The organism is Pseudomonas sp., from assembly GCF_030696055.1.
Classification (GTDB): Bacteria; Pseudomonadota; Gammaproteobacteria; order Pseudomonadales; family Pseudomonadaceae; genus Aquipseudomonas.
This window is the reverse complement of sequence record NZ_JAUYNP010000086.1, coordinates 1-23,010: the sequence shown is the minus strand read 5'-3', so window position 1 is coordinate 23,010 and position 23,010 is coordinate 1. Positions and strand designations below refer to the sequence as shown.

Genomic DNA, 23,010 nt, shown 5'->3' with positions numbered 1-23,010 from the left:
TACGCCGCCGGTGGATAGATAACGCGCTAGCCACCCTACAGCCAGCCGTATTCGGCCAGGGATAGCGGCTCGCCATCGCCAACGATAAAGTGGTCGAGCACCCGCACATCGACCAGCTCCAGCGCATCTTTCAAACGTCGGGTCAGCACCCGATCCGCCTGGCTCGGCTCGGCCACGCCGGAGGGGTGATTGTGGGTAAGGATCACCGCCGCGGCGTTATGCGCCAAAGCACGCTTGACCACCTGGCGCGGGTAGACGCTGGCGCTGTCGATGGAGCCATGGGACAGCGCCTCGAAGGCCCGCACCCGGTGCTTGGCATCGAGAAACAGGCAGCCGAAGACTTCGTGAGGCTCGTGGCGTAGCAGCGCCTTGAGGTAATCGCGCACCGCCTGCGGGCTTTCCAGCACCGAGTCGCGCCGCAGCTGCTCGGCCAGATGCCGGCGCGCCATCTCCAGCACCGCCTGCAATTGGGCAAATTTGGCCGGGCCCAACCCCAGGCGTTGGCTGAACGAGTCGAGGTCCGCCTGCAGCAATGCCCGTAGCCCACCGAAATCGCCAAGCAGATGGCGCGCAAGGTCCACCGCGCTTTGCCCGGCCACGCCAGTACGCAGGAAGATCGCCAACAGTTCGGCGTCGGTCAGGCTAGCGGCCCCCTGGGCCAGAAGTTTCTCCCGCGGACGCTCCGCCGCGGGCCAGTCGCGAATGCTCATCACAGCTCCTTGTGAACTTAACCAGCGCCCCGGGCGACAGGTCGCAAGCCCAGGCCCGGTAGGCTTCTTGCGCCGCTGCTCCGCTGCGGCCTGTGTGCTATCGTAGCCCAACTTTTGCGCAGCGGTCGGCCTGGGGAGGCGTCACCGCTGCGGCGCACATCCAACCTTAATTAAAAGGCAGGCTTATGCAGCGGCTGTATCGAAAGCGCATCGTTGTGGGGGTGGGCGGCGGAATTGCGGCCTATAAAAGCGCCGAGCTGGTTCGCCGCCTGCGCGACCAGGGCGCCGAAGTCCATGTGGTGATGACCAAGGGCGGTCGCGAATTCATTACCCCCTTGACCCTGCAGGCACTGTCCGGCAACCCGGTGCATCTGGACCTGCTCGACCCCGCCGCCGAAGCCGCCATGGGTCATATCGAACTGGCGCGCTGGGCCGACCTGGTATTGATCGCGCCGGCCACCGCCGATCTGCTGGCGCGTCTGGCTCAAGGCGTGGCCGATGACCTGCTGACCACCCTGGTACTGGCCACCGATGCGCCGGTGGCTCTGGCTCCGGCGATGAACCAGGCGATGTGGCGCGACCCAGCGACCCAAGCCAACGCCCAACTGCTCGGCGCCCGCGGCCTGCACCTGTTCGGTCCGGCGTCCGGCAGCCAGGCCTGTGGCGATGTCGGCCCGGGCCGCATGCTGGAAGCCGAGCAACTGGCGCAATGCGCCGCCGACTGCTTCCAGAGCCTGGCGCTGACCGGCAAACACGTGCTGATCACCGCAGGTCCCACCCAGGAAAATATCGATCCGGTGCGCTATATCACCAACCACAGCTCCGGCAAGATGGGCTTCGCCCTGGCCGAAGCCGCCGCCGAAGCCGGGGCCAAGGTCACCCTGATCAGCGGCCCGGTGCATTTGCCCACCCCGGAGCGGGTCGACCGCATCGATGTGGTCAGCGCCCGCGACATGCTGGCCGCCTGCGAAGCGGCGATGCCCTGTGATGTGCTGATTGCCGCCGCCGCGGTCGCCGATTACCGCCCGGAAGTGGTCGCCCAGCACAAATTGAAGAAAGACCCCAGCAGCGGCGACGGTTTGCTCCTGCAAATGGTGCGCAACCCGGATATTCTCGCCACCCTGGCTGGACGCAGTGACCGCCCCTTCAGCGTCGGTTTCGCCGCCGAGACCGAGAACCTGCTGGAATATGCCTCGCGCAAGCTCAAGGACAAGAACCTCGACCTGATAGTCGCCAATGACGTGGCCAACCCCAGCATCGGCTTCAACAGCGAGGAAAATGCCATCACCATTATCGACCGCGAACTGCAGCAGAGCAGCTTCACCCAGACCAGCAAGAGCAAGATCGCCCGCCAGCTGATCGACTTTATCGCGGAGCGCCTACCGTGCAGCTGACGCCCTTATTTATCGCTTACCGAGCCTGATATGCACGCCTTACAAGCCAAGATTCTCGACCCGCGCCTGGGCGCCGAATTCCCCCTGCCGCAGTACGCCACCCCGGGTTCTGCCGGCCTCGACCTGCGCGCCATGCTCAAGCAGGAACTGCTGCTCGAACCCGGGCAGACAGTGCTGATCTCCACCGGCCTGTCGATCTATATCGGCGACCCCGGCCTGGCCGCGATGATCCTGCCGCGCTCGGGCCTGGGCCATAAGCACGGCATAGTCCTCGGCAACCTGGTCGGCCTGATCGACTCGGACTACCAGGGCGAGCTGATGGTGTCCTGCTGGAACCGCGGCCAGAGCGCCTTTTCCATTGCAGTGGGTGAACGTATCGCGCAATTGATTCTGGTGCCGGTGGTGCAGGCGCATTTCGAGCTGGTCGAACAGTTCGACGAGAGCCAACGCGGCGCCGGCGGCTTCGGCCACTCCGGCAGCCACTGATAGCCTTTACTGATTCCAGGATGAATGGCCGAGGAGACGCTGCATGAAACTCTTCAAACGTACCGCCAAGGATGTCGCCAACGAAGCAGGCGCCAAAGCCTCCAGCAGCGCCCCAAGCAAAAACCAGCAGGCCGCCAATGCCATGCAACCGGGCTTGCTGGCCACCATCGCCAGCCTGGCCCTGGCCTGCGGCCTGCTCTGGATCGCCCAGCTCAACAGCGCCCAGCAGGTGCAGCAACAGCTCAGCCAGGCCTGGGGGGGCGGCCAAGCGGCGGCGTTGCAGCAAGCCTTGCAACAGCTGGTGGCAGATACCAGCGCCGCCGCGCGCAATCCGCAATTGCTGGAAGCCTTGCAAAGCCAGGACCTCAGCCAGGTGCGCGCGGCCGAACGCAACCTCAGTTATTGGCACGGGGTGGTGGATGCCCATATCAACGCCCGCGGCCAGGCCGTGCAGGATATGAGCCGCAGCGCGCCGATGAACTTTGCCGCCCTGGATATGCTGCGCCGCGTGGAAAACGGCCAGACACCGGCCCCCGAAGCCTACAAGGTCGGTCAGCGCTGGCTGGTGTACAGCGCCGCGCCCTTGCGCCTGAAGGATGGCGAGCCCCTGTACGGCACCCTGCTGCTGGCGGTCGACCTCGAGCGCCTGCTGGCCAGCCTGCCCGCGATGCCGGCCGAGGTCGGCCAGGTTCAACTGCTGCAACAATTCGGCAACAGCGCCGCCCAGGTCCTGGCCCAGCGCGGCCAAGCCGAGGGTGACGCGCAAAAGTTCGCACTCGGCAACCCCAACTGGACGCTCGGTTTTACCCCGGGCCCGGCCCTGAACGCATCGCCTTTCTCGCCCCTGCTGCTGGTCATCGCCGGGCTGATCGCCCTGACCGGCGCACTGCTGGGCATGTACTTGGTGCATAGCCAGCTGCAACGGCGCTTGCGCAGGGACGTCATCCAGCTGGCGCAACTGATCCAAGAACTCTCCGCGGGTAAAGCCGTCAAAGCCTTCAGCCTGAGCCTGCCCGCACTCGACAGTTTGGCCCATGCACTGGCGCGCCTGCCGCGCCGGGCCGGTGACAATGCCGCCCGCCCGCCCGCGGAAACTTCTGCCAATACACCCGATACTCTGCAAGCGGCGCCGGCCGGACTGGTTGATCCACTGTTTCAAGACACCGATATCCTCGATATCGATATTCTCGATGAAGACCAGAATCTCCTGGGATTGGCGCAACCCCCCGTGATAAATACCCCGCAAGTCGCGCCCAAATTACCGGCCGACATCTTCCGCGCCTACGACATACGTGGCGTGGTCGGCAGCAGCTTGAGTGCGCAAAGCGCTTACTGGATCGGCCGGGCGATCGGCTCGCAAAGCCTGGCCCAGGGCGAGCCGAACATTGCCGTAGGCCGCGATGGCCGCCTGTCTGGCCCGGAGCTGGTGCAGCAATTGATTCAGGGCCTGCTCGACTGTGGCTGCAACGTCAGCGACGTCGGCATGGTACCGACCCCGGTGGTCTACTACGCCGGGCATATCCTCAGCGGCAAATCCGCGGTGATGCTCACCGGCAGCCACAATCCGCCGGACTACAACGGCTTCAAGATCGTCATCGCCGGCGACACCCTGGCGGGCGAACAGATCCAGGCGCTGAAGACGCGCATCGACAATAACGACCTGGCCAGCGGCGTCGGCACGGTCGAGCAGGTCGATGTGCTGGAGCGCTACTTCCAACAGATCCGCGACGACATCGCCCTGGCCCGCCCGCTGAAAGTGGTGATCGACTGCGGCAATGGCGCGGCCGGGGTGATAGCCCCGCAGCTGATCCAGGCCCTGGGCTGCACCGTGATCCCGCTGTTCTGCGAGGTCGACGGCAACTTCCCCAACCATCACCCGGACCCGGGCAAGCCGGAAAATCTGGTCGACCTGATCGCCAAGGTCAAACAAGAGAAAGCCGACCTCGGCCTGGCCTTCGACGGCGATGGCGACCGCGTCGGCGTGGTGACCAACAGCGGCAACATCGTCTACCCGGATCGCCTGCTGATGCTGTTCGCCAAGGACGTGGTGTCGCGCAACCCCGGGGCCGACATCATCTTCGACGTCAAATGCACGCGCCGCCTGACCCCGCTGATCAGCGGCTACGGTGGTCGCCCGGTGATGTGGAAAACCGGCCACTCGCTGATCAAGAAGAAAATGAAGGAAACCGGCGCCCTGCTGGCCGGCGAGATGAGCGGGCATATCTTCTTCAAGGAGCGCTGGTTTGGCTTCGACGACGGCCTCTACGCCGCCGCCCGCCTGCTGGAAATCCTCAGCCAGGACAAACGCGACGCCGACCAGGTGTTCAGCGCCTTCCCCAGCGATATCGCCACCCCGGAGATCAATATCCAGGTCACCGAGCAGAGCAAGTTCCGCATCATCGACAGCCTGCAACGAGACGCCACCTGGGGCGAGGGCAATATCACCAGCCTGGACGGCGTGCGCGTCGACTACCCCAAGGGCTGGGGCCTGGTACGCGCCTCCAACACCACGCCGATGCTGGTGCTGCGCTTCGAAGCGGAAACCGAGCATGAGCTCGAGCGGATCAAGGAAGTGTTCCGCGCCCAGCTGTACAGCGTCGTACCCGACCTCAACCTGCCTTTTTGATTGATTAACAGAGTTTGCTACTGGAGCCTTGCATGACCCTCGAACGTGATGCCGCCACCAACGTCGCCAAGGTGCTGTCCGAAGCCCTGCCCTATATCCGCCGCTTCGTCGGCAAGACCCTGGTGATCAAGTACGGCGGCAACGCCATGGAAAGCGACGAGCTGAAGACCGGCTTCGCCCGCGACATAGTGCTGATGAAGGCGGTGGGCATCAATCCGGTGGTGGTGCACGGCGGCGGCCCGCAGATCGGCGACCTGCTCAAGCGCCTGTCGATCGAGAGCCACTTTATCGACGGCATGCGCGTCACCGATGCGCAGACCATGGACGTGGTGGAAATGGTCCTCGGTGGCCAGGTCAACAAGGACATAGTCAACCTGATCAACCGCCACGGCGGCAGCGCCATCGGCCTGACCGGCAAGGACGCCGAGCTGATCCGCGCCAAGAAGCTCACCGTGACCCGCCAGACCCCGGAGATGACTCAGCCGGAAATCATCGACATCGGCCATGTCGGCGAAGTCACCGGGGTCAACACCGACCTGCTGAACATGCTGGTCAAGGGCGACTTTATCCCGGTGATAGCACCTATTGGCGTGGGCCCGGACGGTGAGTCCTACAATATCAACGCCGACCTGGTGGCCGGCAAGGTGGCCGAAGCGCTGAAAGCCGAGAAGCTGATGCTGCTGACCAATATCGCCGGCCTGATGGACAAGCAAGGCCAGGTGCTGACCGGCCTGACCACCGAGCAGGTCGACGCCCTGATCGCCGACGGCACTATCTACGGCGGCATGCTACCGAAGATCCGCTGCGCCCTGGAAGCGGTGCAGGGCGGCGTGGTCAGCGCGCATATCATCGACGGCCGGGTACCCAATGCGGTGCTGCTGGAAATCTTCACCGACAGCGGCGTGGGCACCCTGATCTGCAACCGCAAGCGTCACTGATCAGCCACGACCATCGGCAGCGCAGCAGCCAGCGCCATCTGACTGCTGCGCTCATCCGCCCAATCTCTTGCGACCAACCACCCAAGCGGCGAAGCTAGCCGACTAGTTTTGTCCCACTCGGGGTGCTCGCATGACCGCCATACCCAATCGCGCAGCCTTTACCTTCTTTCACCCGCTACGGGTGCGCTGGGCCGAGGTCGACCCTCAGGGCATAGTCTTCAACGGCCACTACCTGACCTATGCCGATGTCGCCATCACCGAATATTTTCGCGCCCTGGGCATCGCCTATCCAGCCGATCTGCAGCGCGATGGCGGTGATTTCTTCGCGGTCAAGACGCTGCTCGAGTACCTGGCTCCGGCACGCTTCGACGATGAACTGAGTATCGGCATCCGCGTCGCTCGTTTGGGACGTTCCAGCCTGAGCTTCAGCATGGGCATCTGGCGCGCCGAACAGGCGCTGACCAGCGGCGAAGTGGTGTACGCGCATGCCGACAGCCATAGCCGCATGAGCAGGCCACTGCCGGTGTGGCTACTGGAGCAAGTGCGCGCTTACGAGCACTGCGCCCCGCCGCACTGACTCAGGGCTTGGCAATGACTCAGGGCTTGCGGGCGCGCAATACGTTGAGCCGCGCGAGATCCGCATCGAAGCCCGCGTTGGCCTGCTCGCGCGCCGCCTGATAGCCTTCGATGCCCTGCTTGAGGCGTTCCTGCTCGGCTTTCTGATTGTCGATCTGCTGCAGCAAGTGCGCAGGCACCGTCTTGCCTGCCCGCTCATAGTCGGCCGCCTGGCTCTGCAAGTTGGCCTGCTGAGTCCGCACCGACTGCAAATTGCCGCGCGCCACGCCGATCAGACCATCGAGCTCGGCCAGTTTGTGCTCGCGAGCCCGCTCGACATCCTCTGGCGTGCTGTACAGGCGCAGCAGCTGCGCATCGCTGCCGGCCCGGGCCTTGTCGTCCAGCAAGCGCTGCAGCTCCTCGCCCGTGGGCGCCGGTGCCACCACCCGGATCACCCGACCCTGGTCGTTCAGCACCTCATAGCCCTTAGCGATATGCTCAGGCGGTACGCCCTGGCGGCTGAGCACTGTCGTGCCCTTATCGTCGGTATAGCGATACAACTCGACGGCATCTGCCACCACCGGCAGCAGTAGGCCGAACAACAGCGAACAGCGGATCAGCAGAGCTTGGCGCATCGATGCGATACCTTATTGCGAGAAGTTAGATGCCATATTCGCCGCGGTAAGCCTCTACCGCTGGCAGATACTGCTTGAGTTCAGCATCGCCGGCCAGATATTCCAGCACCTGCTCGAGGGAGACGATGCTCACCACCGGCATGCCGTAATCGCGCTCGACTTCCTGGATCGCCGACAACTCGCCCTGGCCACGCTCCTGACGGTTCAGCGCGATCAGCACCCCGGCGGCCTGCGCGCCTTGGGCCTGGATGATCTGCATCACCTCGCGAATCGCCGTACCGGCGGTGATCACATCGTCGATGATCAACACCCGGCCAGCCAGCGGCGCACCCACCAGGGTGCCGCCCTCGCCATGATCCTTGGCTTCCTTGCGGTTGAAACACCAAGGCAGATCACGCTGATGCTGCTCGGCCAACGCCACTGCGGTGGTCGCCGCCAGCGGAATGCCCTTATAGGCCGGGCCAAACAACACATCGAAGTCGATCCCGCTGTCCACCACCGCGGCGGCATAAAAACGCCCGAGCCGCGCCAACGCCAAACCGCTGTCGAACAGGCCGGCATTGAAGAAATAGGGGCTGATACGCCCGGATTTAAGGGTGAATTGACCGAAGCGCAGCACCCCGCGCTCGATGGCAAAACGAATGAAATCGCGCTGGTACGCTTGCATGAAAAAGTCCCGGACAGTACGGCTTTGCTAGGAATTTAGCTTATTGGAGACGAGCTCGGGTATCATACACGCACGTGATTTTGGGGGCCATTTATGCGGATCATCAGTGTGAACGTGAATGGTATTCATGCGGCAGTCGAGCGCGGTTTGCTCAGTTGGCTGCAAGCACAGAATGCCGACGTCATCTGTTTGCAGGACACCCGCGCCTCCGCCTTTGAACTGGACGACCAAGCCCTCCAACTGGATGGCTATTTCCTCTATGCCTGCGATGCAGAAGTGCCAAGCCAAGGTGGCGTGGCGCTCTATTCGCGGTTGCAACCCAAGGCGGTAATCAGCGGCCTCGGCTTTGACATGGCCGATCGCTATGGGCGCTACCTGCAGGCGGATTTCGACAAGGTAAGTATCGCCACCCTGCTGCTGCCAACCGGGCAGAGCGGCGATGAAAACTTGAACCAGAAGTTCAAGTTTATGGACGACTTCACCCATTATTTGGACAAGCAGCGCCGCAAGCGCCGCGAGTACATCTACTGTGGCTCGCTCTACGTGGCGCACCAGAAGCTCGACGTGAAGAACTGGCGCGACTGCCAGCAATCACCGGGCTTTCTCGCCCCCGAGCGCAGCTGGATGGATGAAGTGGTCAGCGGCATGGGCTATGTCGATGCCCTGCGTGAAGTCAGCCGCGAAGGCGACCAGTTCAGCTGGTGGCCGGACAGCGAGCAGGCGGAAATGCTCAACCTGGGCTATCGCTTCGACTATCAACTGCTCACCCCCGGCATGCGCCGCAGTGTGCGCACGGCCCGCCTGCCGCGCCAGCCACGCTTCTCGCAGCACGCCCCGCTGATAGTCGACTACGACTGGATTCTCAGCGTTTAGCCTGAACAGCGGACAGAAAAAAGCCGGCAGCTAGCCGGCTTTTTGTGGCTTGCCATCCATGGCAGCCACCCCTACGGGGCCATCGCTGCGCAACGTCAAAAATCGCTCCCGGCGATTTTTTGCAGCTGCGCGATGCCTACTTCACCACGCGCCAGCTGAAGGGGTAGCGATAGGCCTGGCCTTCGTTGGCCTTGATCCCGGCGATGATGGTCAGCACCAAGGCGGCGATACCGACCAGCACCAGCAGCGGAAAACCTATCACCACCACCATCAGCAAGACGCACAGCACGGCCGCCAAGGCCACGCTGATCTGGAAGTTCAGCGCCTCTTTACCCTGGGCATCGACAAAAGGATCGAGGTCCTTCTTGATCTGCCAGACGATCAGCGGCCCGAGCAGATTGCCGAAGGGAAACACCAGCCCGAGAAAGGCGGCGAAGTGACAGAACATCGCCCACTGACGGGCTTCCGGACTCGGGGTCGGCTGTGGCACTTGGGACTCGTCGCTCATGGTGCTTCTCCTTAGCGTTGGGTAGTGTTGCGGGTTAATCAGTCAGCCAAAGCCGCCTGTTGCAACTCGAACAGTTCATGCATGCCTTTTTGCGCCAATGCCAGCATGGCATTCAACTCTGCAGGCTGGAAAGGCGCGCCTTCGGCGGTGCCCTGCACTTCGATAAAACCGCCGGTGCTGGTCATCACCACATTGAGGTCGGTTTCCGCCGCCGAGTCTTCCAGGTAATCCAGATCGAGCACCGGCTCGCCCTGGTACATGCCCACCGAGACCGCGGCAATCATCTGCTTGAGCGGGTCGCCGCCCTTCAGGCCACCACGCTTCTTGATCACTTTCAAGGCATCGACCAGGGCCACCATGGCGCCGGTGATGGAAGCGGTGCGGGTGCCGCCGTCAGCCTGGATCACGTCGCAGTCGACGTACAGGGTGTTCTCGCCCAGCTTGGACATGTCCAGCGCCGCGCGCAGCGAGCGGCCGATCAAGCGCTGGATTTCCAGGGTACGCCCTCCCTGCTTGCCGCGGCTGGCTTCGCGCTGGTTACGCTCGCCGGTGGCGCGCGGCAGCATGCCGTACTCGGCGGTCAACCAGCCCTGGCCCTGCCCCTTGAGAAAACGCGGTACGCCCGACTCGACACTGACCGTGCAAATCACTTTGGTATCGCCAAACTCAACCAGCACCGAGCCCTCGGCGTGCTTGGTGTAGTTGCGGGTGATGCGAATCGAGCGCAACTGATCGGCGGCGCGGCCACTGGGACGTTTCATCAAGGAATACCTACTCTGAATATAGAAATCTGCCCGGCATTATAGGGCCCCCCGCCGTTCGCGGCATGCCGAATTGGGAGCGACCGACGCACTGCGCTACAATCCTGCGCCTTGAGTTCCGACTTTCCGCGAGGTTCGCCCCATGATCCACAGCATGACTGCCTTCGCCCGCGCCGAACAGGCCGGCGCCAACGGCACCCTGAGCTGGGAGCTGCGTTCGGTCAACCACCGCTACCTGGAGCCGCATCTGCGCCTGCCGGAAGCCTTCCGCGACCTCGAGGGTGCGGTGCGCGAGGCGCTGCGCAACGGCCTGTCGCGCGGCAAAGTGGAATGCACCCTGCGCTTTAGCGAAGACACGGCCGGCAAGCCATTGCAGGTCGATCTGGAGCGCGCCGCGCAACTGGTCGCCGCCGCCGAAAGCGTGGCCAATCTGATCAAGCAGCCGGCCGCCCTCAACCCGCTGGAGGTGCTCGGCTGGCCTGGCGTACTGGTGGCCGACGCAGCCGACCCGCAGGCCCTCAACCAGAGCGCCTTGGCCCTGTTCACTCAGGCGCTGAGCGAGTTGAAGAACGGCCGCGAACGCGAAGGCGCCGAGCTGGCCAAGTTGCTGGGCGAGCGCCTCGACAGCATCCTCGAGCAGGTGGTCGCCCTGCGCGAACTGGTGCCGCAGATGCTCGCCGGGCAACGCCAGAAGATCCTCGACCGCTGCGCCGAGATGCAGGCCGAACTGGACCCGCAGCGCCTGGAACAGGAGCTGGTGATACTGGCGCAGAAAAGCGATGTGGCCGAAGAGCTGGATCGCCTCAGCACCCATGTCAGCGAAGTGCGCCGGGTGCTGAAAAGCGGCGGTGCGGCCGGACGGCGCCTGGATTTCCTAATGCAGGAGCTCAACCGCGAAGCCAATACCCTCGGCTCCAAGGCCTTCGACACCCGCAGCACCCAGGCTGCTGTGAACTTGAAAGTGCTAATCGAACAGATGCGCGAACAAGTGCAGAACATCGAGTAAAACCGCCACTGCTACTCTTCGCCTAACGCGCTTCAGGATTGTTCAATGACCATCACCACCGGCACCCTTTATATCGTTTCCGCCCCCTCCGGCGCGGGCAAGACCAGCCTGGTCAAGGCGCTGATCGACAGCGAAGCGCAGATCCGCGTCTCGGTGTCGCACACCACCCGGGCCATGCGCCCGGGCGAGGTGGACGGGGTGAACTACCACTTCGTCAGCCGCGAGCAGTTCCACGGCATGCTCGACAACACCGAGTTCCTCGAGCACGCGGAAGTGTTCGGCAATCTGTATGGCACCTCGCAAGAGTGGGTCAAACAGACCCTCAACGAAGGCTTCGACCTGATCCTGGAGATCGACTGGCAAGGCGCCGAGCAGGTGCGCCGGCTGATGCCGCAAGCCAAGTCGATCTTTATCCTGCCGCCGACCCAGGAAGCCCTGCGTCACCGCCTGACCAATCGCGGCCAGGACAGCGGCGAGATCATCGAGCGGCGCATGCGCGAGGCGGTCAGCGAAATGAGCCACTACGTCGAATACGACTACTTGCTGATCAACGATGACTTCGCCCACGCCTTGAGCGACCTGAAGGCTATTTTCCGCGCCAACCAATTGCTACAAGGCCCGCAACAGCAGCGTCACAGCGGCCTGCTCAGCGAGTTGCTGGTCTGACTTGCCGCGCGCCGGAAAATCAATGCTTCCCTTAAGGCTGGTGATTTTTTAGACTATCTAGTCCGCTCGCCCATTTGGGCCCAGCTCTATTACGCATTTGCTACGAGGAACACCATGGCCCGCGTCACCGTCGAAGATTGCCTGGATCACGTTGATAACCGATTCGAGCTGGTCATGCTCGCCACCAAGCGCTCGCGCCAGCTGGCTACCGGCGGCAAAGAGCCGAAGCTCGCCTGGGAAAATGACAAGCCGACTGTGGTCGCGCTGCGTGAAATCGCCGCCGGCCTGATGAGCTACGATGTCATCGCCCAAGACGAGATAGTCGAAGAAGAGCCGCTGTTTGCTGCATTCGAGGAAGAGGCTAACGAGCCTCTGTAAGCCTATGCCGGGTCGACGTCATGCGGCGCAGGGTCATCTGAATCGACAAGGGGAACGCCCATGCCGAGCATAGACGCCCTCGCCGACAGACTTTCGACCTACCTCGACGGCGACCAGGTCAACCTGGTTCGCCGCGCCTATTTCTACGCCGAACAAGCCCACGACGGCCAACGCCGCCGTAGCGGCGAAGCCTACGTCACCCATCCCCTGGCGGTGGCGAGCATCCTGGCCGACATGCACATGGACCATCAGAGCCTGATGGCCGCGATGCTGCATGACGTGATCGAAGACACCGGCATCGCCAAGGAAGCCCTGAACGCCCAGTTTGGCGAATCGGTGGCGGAGTTGGTCGACGGGGTCAGCAAGCTGACCCAGATGAACTTCGAGACCAAGGCCGAGGCCCAGGCCGAGAACTTCCAGAAGATGGCCATGGCCATGGCCCGCGATATCCGCGTGATCCTGGTCAAGCTGGCCGACCGCCTGCACAACATGCGCACCCTGGAAGTGCTGTCCGGCGAGAAGCGCCGGCGCATCGCCAAGGAAACCCTGGAAATCTACGCGCCCATCGCCAATCGCCTGGGCATGCACAGCATGCGCGTGGAGTTCGAGGACCTGGGCTTCAAGGCCATGCACCCGATGCGCTCCGAGCGCATCCGCACCGCGGTCAAGCGCGCCCGCGGTAACCGCAAGGAAATCGTCAACAAGATCGAGGAATCGATCAGCCATTGCCTGGCCCGCGAGGGCATGGAAGGCGAGGTGATGGGGCGCGAGAAGCACCTCTATGGCATCTACCAGAAGATGCGCGGCAAGCGCCGGGCGTTCAACGAGATCATGGACGTCTACGCCTTCCGCATCATCGTCGACAAGGTCGACACCTGCTACCGCGTGCTCGGCGCCGTGCACAACCTGTACAAGCCCTTGCCCGGGCGCTTCAAGGATTACATCGCGATTCCTAAGGCCAATGGCTACCAGTCGCTGCACACCACGCTGTTCGGCATGCACGGCGTACCGATCGAGATCCAGATCCGCACCCGCGAGATGGAAGAGCTGGCCAACAACGGCATCGCCGCCCACTGGCTGTACAAGTCCAACGAAGAAGACCAGCCCAAGGGCAGCCATGCCCGCGCCCGCCAGTGGGTCAAGGGCGTGCTGGAAATGCAGCAACGCGCCGGCAACTCCCTGGAATTTATCGAAAGCGTAAAGATCGACCTGTTCCCCGACGAGGTCTACGTGTTCACCCCCAAGGGCCGCATCATGGAGCTGCCGAAGGGCTCCACCGCGGTCGACTTCGCCTATGCGGTGCACACCGACGTCGGCAACACCTGCATCGCCTGCCGCATCAACCGCCGCCTGGCGCCGCTGTCCGAACCCCTGCAAAGCGGCTCGACCGTGGAAATCGTCAGCGCCCCGGGGGCTCGACCGAATCCGGCCTGGCTCAACTTCGTCGTCACCGGCAAGGCGCGTACGCACATTCGCCACGCCCTGAAACTGCAACGCCGCTCGGAATCCATCAGCCTCGGCGAGCGCCTGCTGAACAAGGTGCTGGCCGGCTTCAACAGCCGCGTCGAGAAACTCGCGCCCGAGCGTGTGCAAGCGGTGCTCAGCGAGTACCGCCTGGAAGTGATAGAAGACCTGCTGGAAGATATCGGCCTGGGCAACCGCATGGCCTATGTGGTTGCACGCCGCCTGCTCAGCGAAAGCGGCGATGCACAGCCGAGCAACGAAGGCCCGCTGGCGATTCGCGGCACCGAGGGCCTGGTGCTGAGCTATGCCAAGTGCTGCACGCCTATTCCGGGCGACCCGATAGTCGGCCACCTGTCCGCCGGCAAGGGCATGGTGGTGCACCTGGAAAGCTGCAAGAACATCGGTGAAATCCGGCATAACCCGGAGAAATGCATCCAACTGTCCTGGGCCAAGGATGTCACCGGCGAATTCAATGTCGAACTGCGCGTCGAGCTGGAGCACCAGCGCGGCCTGATCGCCCTGCTGGCCGGCAGCGTCAACGCCGCCGACGGCAATATCGAGAAGATCAGCATGGACGAACGCGACGGCCGCATCAGCGTGGTTCAACTGATCGTCAGCGTGCACGACCGCGTGCACCTGGCCCGAGTGATCAAGAAGCTGCGCGCGCTCAAGGGCGTGATACATATCACCCGGGTGCGCGCCTAAGAACCTGTTTACGATCTGCTGCGCGTCGGCCATCCGGCATTAAAAACAGCCTCGGAATGCTCATTTACAACCAGTAAACTCCGCTTCCTTGGCGTTTTGACCAGCCGAAGGCTGTTACTAACGTAGCGCCTTGTCTGGCTCTAGCTCGCAAGAGCGTAAACAGGTTCTAAGCCAGTACGCCATAAAATCGAACATCCATGCTGGGCATAAGCCCACACACCCTCACCAGGAGAACTTTATGAGCAAGAGCGTGATCAGCAGCGACCAGGCACCGGCCGCCATCGGCACCTATTCCCAGGCGATCAAGGCCGGCAACACCGTCTATATGTCCGGGCAGATCCCGCTGGACCCCAAGACCATGGAGCTGGTGGAAGGCTTCGAAGCCCAGACCGTGCAGGTGTTCGAGAACCTCAAGGCGGTGGCCGAAGCGGCTGGCGGCTCGTTCAAGGACGTGGTCAAACTGAACATCTTCCTCACCGACCTGTCGCACTTCGCCAAGGTCAACGAAGTGATGGGCCGCTACTTCGAGCAACCTTACCCAGCCCGTGCCGCCATCGGCGTTGCTGCCCTGCCGCGTGGCGCGCAAGTGGAAATGGACGCTATTCTGGTTCTCGAATAAGTCCCCGGGCGGGGCGCATAGCCCCGCCCATCCCCCTGAGGACGCGCCCATGCGTTGCCTGCTCAGTCTGCTCCTCGCCGGCTGCCTGCTCGGCGGCTGCGCCGGCCCGCAGCAAGATCCCTCCGGCACCTGGATCAATAGTGTCGCCATCGAGGCGGCGGTCGAGGGCGACAACCTGCGCGAAGCCCTGCTGGCCTACGGGCCCAATCTGGAGTGGCAGATCGACGGCCCAAAGCAGCTGGCGAGCTTCAGCAACGGTTTCGAACGCGGCGAAGGCCAATTGCTGCGCGAGCAGGATGACCACTTTCGCGTGCAGTTCGAGGGCGACTACCAGGAGTGGCTCAGCCTCGACGACGGCGAGCTGGTGCAGGCGGCCAGCGATAGCTGGCCGGAACAGCGTTTCGCCCGCGTAGCACCAGCCGGCAGCGCGCAGGCCCCGCCCGGTAGCAGCTTCGAGCAGGCGCTGTATCGAGCCTACCTGGGCGGCACCTGGATCATCCGGCAAGGCTTGGGCGAAGGCGGCCTGGTGCTGTTCCACGCCGACGGCAGGCTGGAAGGCCTGCCCGGCGCGGAGCGCTACGCCCTGTGCCTGGCCGGCGATTGCGCGGCCATGAGCGGCGAATTCGACAGCATCTGGCTGCAACTGGGCGAACAGGGGCAAAGCTGGCTGTTCGAACGCGACGGCAAGCAGTTGCGCATCTTCGAGGCGCTCAACCGCGCGCAGATCGACGAGATGCCGGACTACACCAAGGGCCAGCAGGTCTGGTTGCTGGAACGCGATTGAGTACCTCGATCCGCGTAGCCCGGGTGCAATCCGGGACCGGGCTGCCCCGGATTACATCCGGGCTACGTCTTATTCGTCCTTGAGCAACGCTCCATAGCCTTCACGGTAACTCGGGTACTGCGGCTGCCAGCCCAAGGCCCTGGCCCTGGCGTTGCTGCAGCGCTTGCTGCCGGCGCGGCGCACGCTCGCTTGCTCGACCCAGTGGCTAATACCCAACCGTTCACGCAACCAGGCCACCACTTCATGCAAGGGCGCAGGCGCATCGTCGACGCCTATATAACAATCGTCCAGCGCCACCCCACGGGCATCGGCCTGCAGCAGAAAGGCCAGCAGTCCCGCCGCATCATCGACATGGATGCGATTGCCATAGAGCGGCGGCTCGGTGGCTATCCGGTAACCCTGGCGCACCTGCTTGAGCAGCCCCTGGCGGCCCGGCCCATAGATGCCGGTCAAACGCACCAGGGTGGCTGGTATGCCGCTGTGCAGCGCCAGCTGCTCGGCTTCGCGCATAATCCGCCCGGAATAACCCGCGGCCTCGGCTGGCGAGCACTCATCGATCCGCTCACCACCCTGCTGGCCATAGACGCTGCTGCTGGAGACGAACAGCAGGCGCTTGGGCTTCTGCCCCCGCTGCGCCAACCAGCCCAGCACCCGGCGCAAGCCCTCGACATAGGCGGCGCGATAGCCCGGCTCGTCATGCTCAGTAGCGGCGACGCAGTACACCAGGTAATCCAACGCTCCGCTGGGCCAAGCCGGCGGACAGGCATCGGCCTGCAAGTCACCGGCCACCGGCAGTATCTGCGCCGGTAGCTGTTCGACTGCGCGGCGCAAGCCATGCACAGTCCAGCCAGCGGCGGCCAGGCGCACGCCCAGGCGCGTGCCGACATCGCCGCAGCCAACGATCAGGGTAGTGCTCATGGGCACTGCTCCACCGAGAAAAACCCTAGGGTAAGGTCTAGGTGCGGCGAGTAACAGCGGCACCTATCAAATATTAATGAGAAATACTTCCATTAGTATTTAATGATTGCGACAATGCAGCCGCTCATTCATCCGGCCTCCTGAGTCACTGCCGGAATACCCCAGCCCAGGTCATGCCAGTATGAAACCCATAGTTTTGCGCCCCCCTTGCGTCGCGGCTCTGCTCTGCTGCTTGCTGCTACCGCTCACCGCTGCCGCTGAGCAAGCCGTTACGCCGGCCGTTGCCAGCCCTGCCGCAACAGCGGCGACGCCCGGCAGCCCAGCTGCGCCAACAGCCGGCGCCGTCCAGGACGCTGACGCACAGACTGATAGTGACGGGGCTGCTGCCGAGGCAGGCGCCGCCGAAGAATCGCCGCTGGCCGACGATCTATCGCCCTGGGGCATGTACCAGAACGCCGACGTGGTGGTGCAGAGCGTGATGATCGGCCTGCTCCTGGCCTCGATGCTCACCTGGACCATCTGGCTGGCGAAAAGCATCGAGCTGGTTGGTGCACGACGCCGCCTGCACCGCGAGCTGCCCGAGCTGAAGGGCGCACGCAACCTGATTCAGGCGGCGCAGCAGGCCAGGGCCAAGCACAGCTTCAGCAGCCTGCTGATCGAGGATGCGCGCGACGAATTGAAGCTGTCCGCCGGCAGCAAAGAGAAAGACGGCATCAAAGAGCGCGTCAGCTTCCGCCTCGAACGCCTGGTGGCCGCCTGCGGTCGCGAGATGAGCAAAGGCACCGGGATACTCGCCACCATTGGCTCCACCGCGCCCTTCGTCGGGCTGTTCGGCACAGTATGGGGCATCATGAACAGCTTTATCGGCATCGCCAAAACCCAGACCACCAACCTCGCCGTGGTCGCCCCGGGTATCGCCGAAGCCCTGCTGGCCACCGCCCTGGGCCTGGTCGCGGCTATCCCGGCCGTGATCATCTACAACCTCTTCGCCCGTTCGATCGCCGCCTACAAGGCCCAGGTCGCCGACGCCTCGGCCCAGGTACTGCTGCTGGTCAGCCGTGACCTCGACATGCCGGCCGTCAGCGAGCGCAGTCCACAACCGCATATGGTCAAGGTGGTCTGAGGCCATGGGTCTGCATCTAAGCGAAGGTGGCGACGATCTCCAGGAAAACCACGAGATCAACGTCACGCCCTTTATCGACGTGATGCTGGTGCTGCTGATCATCTTTATGGTGGCGGCACCGCTGGCCACAGTCGATGTGAAGATCGACCTGCCCGCCTCCAGCGCCAAACCGGCGCCACGCCCGGACAAGCCGATTTACCTGAGCATCAAGGCCGACCACAGCCTGTTCCTCGGCGAGGCCAGAGTCGATCCGGCCCAGCTGGGCGCCACCCTGGACCAGCAAACCCAGGCGGACAAGGAGCAGACCATCTTCGTGCGCGGCGATAAAGAGGTTAATTACAGCGAGCTGATGAGTGTGATGGACAACCTGCGTGCCGCCGGCTACCTGAAGATTGGCCTGGTCGGCCTGGAGACGGTCGCCGCGCAATGAAAAAATCCAGCCGCACCTTGTCCTGGGGCGGCAGCCTGATCCTGGTGATCGGCCTGCACGCCGGCCTGTTTCTCTGGGCCCTGTACTGGCAGCCGCAGGCCAAACCGGTCGAACTGCCGCCGGCGGCCATGCTGATCGAACTGGAGCCGCTGGCCGCGCCCAAACCGGCGCCAGCGCCGCCACCTGCAGCCCGCCCGGCAGAGCCCGAGCCACAGCCCAAACTGGTCGAGGCGCCCAAGCCGAAGCTGGCCATAGCCCCGCCGAAACCCAAGCCGAAGCCACGACCGCCCAAGCCGCGCGAACCCAAGCCGCAGGTCAAGGCCCAGGACAAGCCGCCGCAGGAAGCGCCGCCAGCGCCGGTCGCCAGCGCCGCTAACAAACCGGCCGCACCGCAGCAGGCCGCGGCCAGCGCGCCGAGCAAGGCCGAGATCAGCTGGCAGAGCAAGCTGCTCAGCCACCTGAGTCGCTACAAGCGCTATCCGGATGACGCCCGCCGCCGCGGCTTCGAAGGAGTCAACCGCCTGCGTTTCGTGGTCGATGGCAGCGGCAAGGTGCTGTCCTACTCGCTCGCCGGCAAGTCGGGCAGCGTCTCGCTGGACCGCGCGACCCTGCAGATGATTCGCCGCGCCCAGCCGTTGCCGGCGCCGCCCGCGGAAATGCTGACTAACGGCAGCGTGGAAATAGTCGCGCCCTTCGTCTACGCCCTGGAACGCCGCTAAGAACCTGTCTCGGATCTGCTGCGCGTCGGCGATACTGCGTTAAAAACAGCCTCGGAATGCTCATTTACAGCCCGTAAACTCCGCCTCCTCGGCTGTTTTTGCCTTGTCTCGCTCTAGCTCGCGAGATCCGAAACAGTTTCTAAGCACTGCCGCCCGCATAAAGCGGGCACGCGGGGATCGGCAGTTGGTTACATTGAATACAGCCGCTATGCTTGGCCGCATCTCAATGGACTAAAACTATGACCCTCACCGAACTGCGCTACATAGTCACCCTCGCCCAGGAGCAGCACTTCGGTCGCGCCGCCGAGCGTTGTCATGTCAGCCAGCCGACCCTGTCGGTGGGGGTGAAGAAGCTCGAAGACGAACTCGGCGTGCTGATCTTCGAACGCAGCAAGAGCGCGGTGCGCCTGACTCCGGTCGGCGAAGGCATAGTCACCCAAGCGCAGAAGGTGCTGGAGCAGGCCCAGGGCATCCGCGAACTGGCCCAGGCCGGCAAGAACCAGATGGCCGCGCCGCTGAAGATCGGCGCCATCTATACGGTCGGGCCTTACCTGTTCCCCCACCTGATTCCGCAACTGCACCGCGTCGCGCCGCAGATGCCGCTGTATATCGAGGAAAACTTCACCCACGTGCTGCGCGACAAGCTGCGCAACGGTGAGCTGGACGCCATCATCATCGCCCTGCCCTTCCATGAGGCCGATGTGCTGACCAAGCCGCTGTATGACGAATCCTTCTACGCCCTGCTGCCGGCCGGCCACCCCTGGGCGGAGCTGGAAACCATCGACACCAAGCTGCTCAACGACAAGAGCCTGCTGCTGCTCGGCGAAGGCCACTGCTTCCGCGACCAGGTGCTGGAAGCCTGTCCGACCCTGCGCAAGGGCGGCGAAGACAACGCCAAGCACACCACGGTGGAATCCAGCTCGCTGGAAACCATCCGCCATATGGTCGCCTCCGGCCTCGGCGTGTCGATCCTGCCGTTCTCCGCGGTGGACAGCCACCACTACGCCCCCGGGGTGATCGAAGTGCGCCCGCTCAGCCCGCCCGCGCCCTTCCGCACCGTGGCCATCGCCTGGCGCGCCAGCTTCCCGCGGCCGAACGCCATCGAAGTGCTGACCGACTCGATCCGCCTGTGCTCGGTGGCTCGCCCGCCAGCCCAGAAAGGCTGAGGCCCGACCATGACCGAGCTGGCAGCGGTTTCCGTTACCGCGCTGAAAGGCGTGGGCGCGGCCCTGGCCGAGAAACTCGCCAAGGTCGGCCTGGAGTCCCTGCAGGATGTGCTGTTCCACCTGCCGCTGCGTTACCAGGATCGCACCCGCATAGTGCCGATCGGCGCGCTGCGTCCCGGCCAGGATGCGGTGGTCGAAGGCATAGTGACCGGCGCCGATGTGGTCATGGGGCGCCGGCGCAGCCTGCTGGTGCGCCTGCAGGACGGCAGCGGCACCCTGTCCCTGCGCTTCTACCATTTCAGCCAGGCGCAGAAGGAAGGCCTCAAGCGCGGCACCCAGGTGCGCTGCTACGGCGAAGTGCGCCCCGGCTCCTCGGGCCTGGAGATCTACCACCCGGAATACCGCGCGCTGGCGGGCAACGCGCCGATTGCCGTGGAGCAGTGCCTCACCCCCATCTACCCGACCACCGAAGGCCTGACCCAGCAGCGCCTGCGCCAACTGAGCGAGCAGGCCCTGGCCCGCCTCGGCCCTCACAGCCTGCCGGACTGGCTGCCCAGCGAACTGGCCCGCGACTACCGGCTGAGCCCCCTGGACCAGGCCATTCGCTACCTGCATCGGCCGCCGCCGGATGCCGACCTGGAAGAGCTGGCCGAGGGCCGCCACTGGGCCCAGCACCGCCTGGCCTTCGAAGAACTGCTGACCCACCAGCTGTCGCTGCAACGCCTGCGCGAGCAGGTGCGCGCCCAGCAGGCACCGGCGCTGCCGCTGGCCAAGACGCTGCCGCAGCAATACCGGGACAATCTGGGCTTTGCCCCCACCGGCGCGCAGCAGCGGGTCGGCGCCGAGATCGCCTATGACCTCAGCCAGGACGAACCCATGCTGCGCCTGATCCAGGGCGATGTCGGCGCCGGCAAGACGGTGGTCGCCGCCTTCGCCGCGTTGCAGGCACTGGAGGCCGGCTATCAGGTGGCGCTGATGGCCCCCACCGAGATCCTCGCCGAGCAGCACTTTATCAACTTCAGCAAATGGCTGGCACCGCTCGGCATCGAAGTCGCCTGGCTGGCCGGCAAGCTCAAAGGCAAGGCGCGCGTGACGGCCCTGGAGCAGATAGCCGGCGGCGTGCCCATGGTGGTCGGCACCCATGCGCTATTCCAGGATGAAGTCAGATTCCAGAAACTGGCTCTGGTGATTATCGACGAGCAGCACCGCTTCGGCGTGCAGCAACGCCTGGCCCTGCGGCAGAAAGGCGTGGGCGGGCGGATGTGCCCGCACCAGCTGATTATGACCGCGACGCCAATCCCCCGAACCCTGGCGATGAGCGCCTACGCCGACCTGGACACCTCGATACTCGACGAACTGCCGCCCGGGCGTACCCCGGTGAACACCCTGGTGATCGCCGACAGCCGCCGCCTCGAGGTGATAGAACGGGTGCGTTCGGCCTGCAACGAGGGACGCCAGGCCTATTGGGTATGCACCCTGATCGAGGAATCCGAGGAGCTGACCTGCCAGGCCGCCGAAACCAGCTTCCAGGACCTCAGCGCCGCCCTCGGCGGACTGAATGTCGGCTTGATACACGGGCGGATGAAGCCGGCGGAAAAAGCCGCGGTGATGGAGCAGTTCAAGCAGGGCCAGCTGCAACTGCTGGTGGCCACCACGGTGATCGAGGTCGGCGTCGATGTGCCCAACGCCAGCTTGATGATTATCGAGAACCCGGAAAGGTTGGGATTAGCCCAGCTGCACCAGCTGCGCGGGCGGGTCGGTCGCGGCAGCGCCGCCAGTCATTGCGTGCTGCTCTACCACCCGCCGCTGTCGCAATTGGGCCGCGAACGGCTGGCAATCATGCGCGAGACCTGCGATGGTTTCGTCATCGCCGAGAAGGACCTGGAACTGCGCGGCCCCGGCGAGATGCTCGGCACCCGCCAGACCGGCCTGCTGCAGTTCAAGGTCGCCGACCTGATGCGCGATGCCGACCTGTTACCGGCGGTACGCGATGCCGCCCAGGCCCTGCTGCAACACTGGCCGCAGCATGTCAGCCCGCTGCTGGACCGCTGGCTACGCCATGGTCAACAATATGGCCAAGTGTGAACCCGTACACAGGGCAACCGTCGCCTGAGCCCTCGACCGCCTCAGCCGCTGCTTATACTTGAAAAAATGCTGCCCCAGCCGGATACCCCCATGACTGAACTCGCCTTCTCCACCGACACCGCGCCGCAGCCCCCTGCGGTGATTCTGCAGCTGCTGGAGAAGCTCGGCCTGAGCTATCGGGTGCGTAGCGACCAGCCCAATCTGCCCGTCGCGCAACGCCTGCAAGCGGTATTGCTGGAGGATGCTGTGGGTGCCCTGCTGGTGCTGTACCCGCAGAGTCAGTTGCTCGACCTCAATCGCCTGACCGAACTCACCGGCCGCCAGCTGCGGGCGGTCAAGCCGGAGCGCCTGGAGCGCATGCTCGGCAAGCACAACCTGAAAGCCCTGCCGGGCCTGCCGCCGCTGACCAGCTCGCCCTGCCTGTATGACGAGCGCCTGCTGCAGGTACCCAGCCTGTATATCGAGTCCGGCCAACCCGGGGTACTCCTGGAGCTGCCCACCGAGGCCTTCAAGAGCCTGCTGGGCAAGGCCAGCGCCGCCCGCTTCGGCGAGCCGCTGAGCAATATCCGCCTCAACCTCGATCGCCCCGACGACGACCGCGCCGAGATCACCCAGGCGGTGCAGGCCTTTACCGCGCGGCGCATTCAGCAGCGCCTGGAAGAAACCATCGAGATCCCGCCGCTGCCGGAAACCGCGCAGAAGATCATCAAGCTGCGGGTCGACCCGGATGCCACGGTGGACGACATCACCGGCGTGGTGGAAACCGACCCGGCGCTGGCCGCCCAGGTGGTCAG

24 protein-coding genes are annotated in these 23,010 nt (G+C 64.1%); 18 read left to right on the top strand and 6 right to left on the bottom strand.

Translation table 11 applies throughout. The features are described 5' to 3' along the window. Positions 1–35: 35 nt before the first annotated feature. Positions 36–710, bottom strand: a complete 675-nt coding sequence (gene radC / locus Q8Q83_RS05115; protein WP_305621708.1) for a DNA repair protein RadC — start codon at positions 708–710, stop codon at positions 36–38. 185 nt (positions 711–895) lie between these two features. Between radC and coaBC the strand changes: the two genes are divergently transcribed. From coaBC to Q8Q83_RS05090, 5 genes are all read left to right on the top strand, one after another. Continuing rightward, positions 896–2,104, top strand: a complete 1,209-nt coding sequence (coaBC, locus tag Q8Q83_RS05110) for a bifunctional phosphopantothenoylcysteine decarboxylase/phosphopantothenate--cysteine ligase CoaBC (RefSeq protein WP_305621706.1) — start codon at positions 896–898, stop codon at positions 2,102–2,104. 30 nt (positions 2,105–2,134) lie between these two features. After that, positions 2,135–2,590, top strand: coding sequence for a dUTP diphosphatase (gene dut / locus Q8Q83_RS05105; protein WP_305621704.1), 456 nt, complete (start codon positions 2,135–2,137; stop codon positions 2,588–2,590). A 1,231-nt stretch (positions 2,591–3,821) separates the two neighbouring features. Next, positions 3,822–5,216, top strand: coding sequence for a phosphomannomutase/phosphoglucomutase (algC, locus tag Q8Q83_RS05100; RefSeq protein WP_305621718.1), 1,395 nt, complete (start codon positions 3,822–3,824; stop codon positions 5,214–5,216). A 32-nt stretch (positions 5,217–5,248) separates the two neighbouring features. After that, entirely contained in the window at positions 5,249–6,154 is a 906-nt protein-coding gene (gene argB / locus Q8Q83_RS05095; protein ID WP_305621703.1) for an acetylglutamate kinase, read from the top strand. Between the two features lie 130 nt (positions 6,155–6,284). Next, on the top strand, positions 6,285–6,731 hold the full coding sequence (locus tag Q8Q83_RS05090) for a thioesterase family protein (protein ID WP_305621701.1): 447 nt from the start codon (positions 6,285–6,287) through the stop codon (positions 6,729–6,731). A 19-nt stretch (positions 6,732–6,750) separates the two neighbouring features. Here Q8Q83_RS05090 and Q8Q83_RS05085 read toward each other — a convergent pair whose 3' ends face one another. Then, positions 6,751–7,344 (bottom strand): DUF4124 domain-containing protein, encoded by a 594-nt coding sequence (locus Q8Q83_RS05085; protein ID WP_305621700.1) that lies wholly within the window; start codon positions 7,342–7,344, stop codon positions 6,751–6,753. 25 nt (positions 7,345–7,369) lie between these two features. Beyond that, a complete protein-coding gene (gene pyrE, locus Q8Q83_RS05080) occupies positions 7,370–8,011 on the bottom strand; it encodes an orotate phosphoribosyltransferase (RefSeq protein WP_305621698.1) in 642 nt (213 codons plus the stop codon). Positions 8,012–8,104: 93 nt separating this feature from the next. On the opposite strand from pyrE, the gene Q8Q83_RS05075 reads away from it, so the two are divergent. Beyond that, positions 8,105–8,884 (top strand): exodeoxyribonuclease III, encoded by a 780-nt coding sequence (locus tag Q8Q83_RS05075; protein ID WP_305621696.1) that lies wholly within the window; start codon positions 8,105–8,107, stop codon positions 8,882–8,884. A gap of 136 nt (positions 8,885–9,020) precedes the next feature. Here the strand turns inward: Q8Q83_RS05075 and Q8Q83_RS05070 are convergent, their stop codons facing one another. Together Q8Q83_RS05070 and rph are read right to left on the bottom strand one after the other, a co-directional pair. After that, positions 9,021–9,392, bottom strand: coding sequence for a DUF4870 domain-containing protein (locus Q8Q83_RS05070; RefSeq protein ID WP_305621694.1), 372 nt, complete (start codon positions 9,390–9,392; stop codon positions 9,021–9,023). Positions 9,393–9,430: 38 nt separating this feature from the next. Continuing rightward, positions 9,431–10,153 (bottom strand): ribonuclease PH, encoded by a 723-nt coding sequence (rph, locus tag Q8Q83_RS05065; protein ID WP_305621693.1) that lies wholly within the window; start codon positions 10,151–10,153, stop codon positions 9,431–9,433. A gap of 142 nt (positions 10,154–10,295) precedes the next feature. Here rph and Q8Q83_RS05060 point away from each other — a divergent pair, with 142 nt between their 5' ends. The 6 genes from Q8Q83_RS05060 (at position 10,296) to Q8Q83_RS05035 (ending at position 15,775) form a co-directional block, all read left to right on the top strand. After that, positions 10,296–11,159 (top strand): YicC/YloC family endoribonuclease, encoded by an 864-nt coding sequence (locus Q8Q83_RS05060; protein WP_305621691.1) that lies wholly within the window; start codon positions 10,296–10,298, stop codon positions 11,157–11,159. A gap of 45 nt (positions 11,160–11,204) precedes the next feature. Beyond that, complete coding sequence (gene gmk, locus Q8Q83_RS05055; protein ID WP_305621689.1) at positions 11,205–11,825, top strand: guanylate kinase; 621 nt, start codon at positions 11,205–11,207, stop codon at positions 11,823–11,825. A 114-nt stretch (positions 11,826–11,939) separates the two neighbouring features. Further along, positions 11,940–12,203: a DNA-directed RNA polymerase subunit omega gene (gene rpoZ, locus Q8Q83_RS05050; protein ID WP_305621687.1), complete on the top strand. Its 264-nt coding sequence runs from the start codon at positions 11,940–11,942 to the stop codon at positions 12,201–12,203. Between the two features lie 60 nt (positions 12,204–12,263). Then, positions 12,264–14,372 (top strand): bifunctional GTP diphosphokinase/guanosine-3',5'-bis pyrophosphate 3'-pyrophosphohydrolase, encoded by a 2,109-nt coding sequence (gene spoT, locus Q8Q83_RS05045; RefSeq protein WP_305621685.1) that lies wholly within the window; start codon positions 12,264–12,266, stop codon positions 14,370–14,372. 238 nt (positions 14,373–14,610) lie between these two features. Beyond that, positions 14,611–14,991 carry a RidA family protein gene (locus Q8Q83_RS05040; RefSeq protein WP_305621683.1) on the top strand — a complete coding sequence of 127 codons (381 nt, stop codon included), beginning with the start codon at positions 14,611–14,613 and terminating at the stop codon, positions 14,989–14,991. A gap of 49 nt (positions 14,992–15,040) precedes the next feature. Next, positions 15,041–15,775 carry a hypothetical protein gene (locus tag Q8Q83_RS05035; RefSeq protein WP_305621681.1) on the top strand — a complete coding sequence of 245 codons (735 nt, stop codon included), beginning with the start codon at positions 15,041–15,043 and terminating at the stop codon, positions 15,773–15,775. A 69-nt stretch (positions 15,776–15,844) separates the two neighbouring features. Here Q8Q83_RS05035 and Q8Q83_RS05030 read toward each other — a convergent pair whose 3' ends face one another. Continuing rightward, complete coding sequence (locus Q8Q83_RS05030) at positions 15,845–16,693, bottom strand: SDR family oxidoreductase (RefSeq protein WP_305621679.1); 849 nt, start codon at positions 16,691–16,693, stop codon at positions 15,845–15,847. Between the two features lie 181 nt (positions 16,694–16,874). On the opposite strand from Q8Q83_RS05030, the gene exbB reads away from it, so the two are divergent. From exbB to Q8Q83_RS05000, 6 genes are all read left to right on the top strand, one after another. Further along, a complete protein-coding gene (gene exbB / locus Q8Q83_RS05025; RefSeq protein ID WP_305621678.1) occupies positions 16,875–17,816 on the top strand; it encodes a tonB-system energizer ExbB in 942 nt (313 codons plus the stop codon). 4 nt (positions 17,817–17,820) lie between these two features. Next, positions 17,821–18,246, top strand: coding sequence for a TonB system transport protein ExbD (gene exbD / locus Q8Q83_RS05020; protein WP_305621676.1), 426 nt, complete (start codon positions 17,821–17,823; stop codon positions 18,244–18,246). Continuing rightward, entirely contained in the window at positions 18,243–18,965 is a 723-nt protein-coding gene (locus tag Q8Q83_RS05015) for an energy transducer TonB (protein WP_305621674.1), read from the top strand. Before exbD ends, Q8Q83_RS05015 begins: the two co-directional genes overlap by 4 nt. 239 nt (positions 18,966–19,204) lie before the next feature. After that, positions 19,205–20,131 carry a hydrogen peroxide-inducible genes activator gene (locus Q8Q83_RS05010; protein ID WP_305621672.1) on the top strand — a complete coding sequence of 309 codons (927 nt, stop codon included), beginning with the start codon at positions 19,205–19,207 and terminating at the stop codon, positions 20,129–20,131. Positions 20,132–20,140: 9 nt separating this feature from the next. Next, a complete protein-coding gene (recG, locus tag Q8Q83_RS05005) occupies positions 20,141–22,216 on the top strand; it encodes an ATP-dependent DNA helicase RecG (protein WP_305621670.1) in 2,076 nt (691 codons plus the stop codon). A 90-nt stretch (positions 22,217–22,306) separates the two neighbouring features. Further along, a partial coding sequence (locus Q8Q83_RS05000; RefSeq protein WP_305621669.1) for an aminoacyl-tRNA deacylase and HDOD domain-containing protein occupies positions 22,307–23,010 on the top strand: 704 nt, incomplete at its 3' end.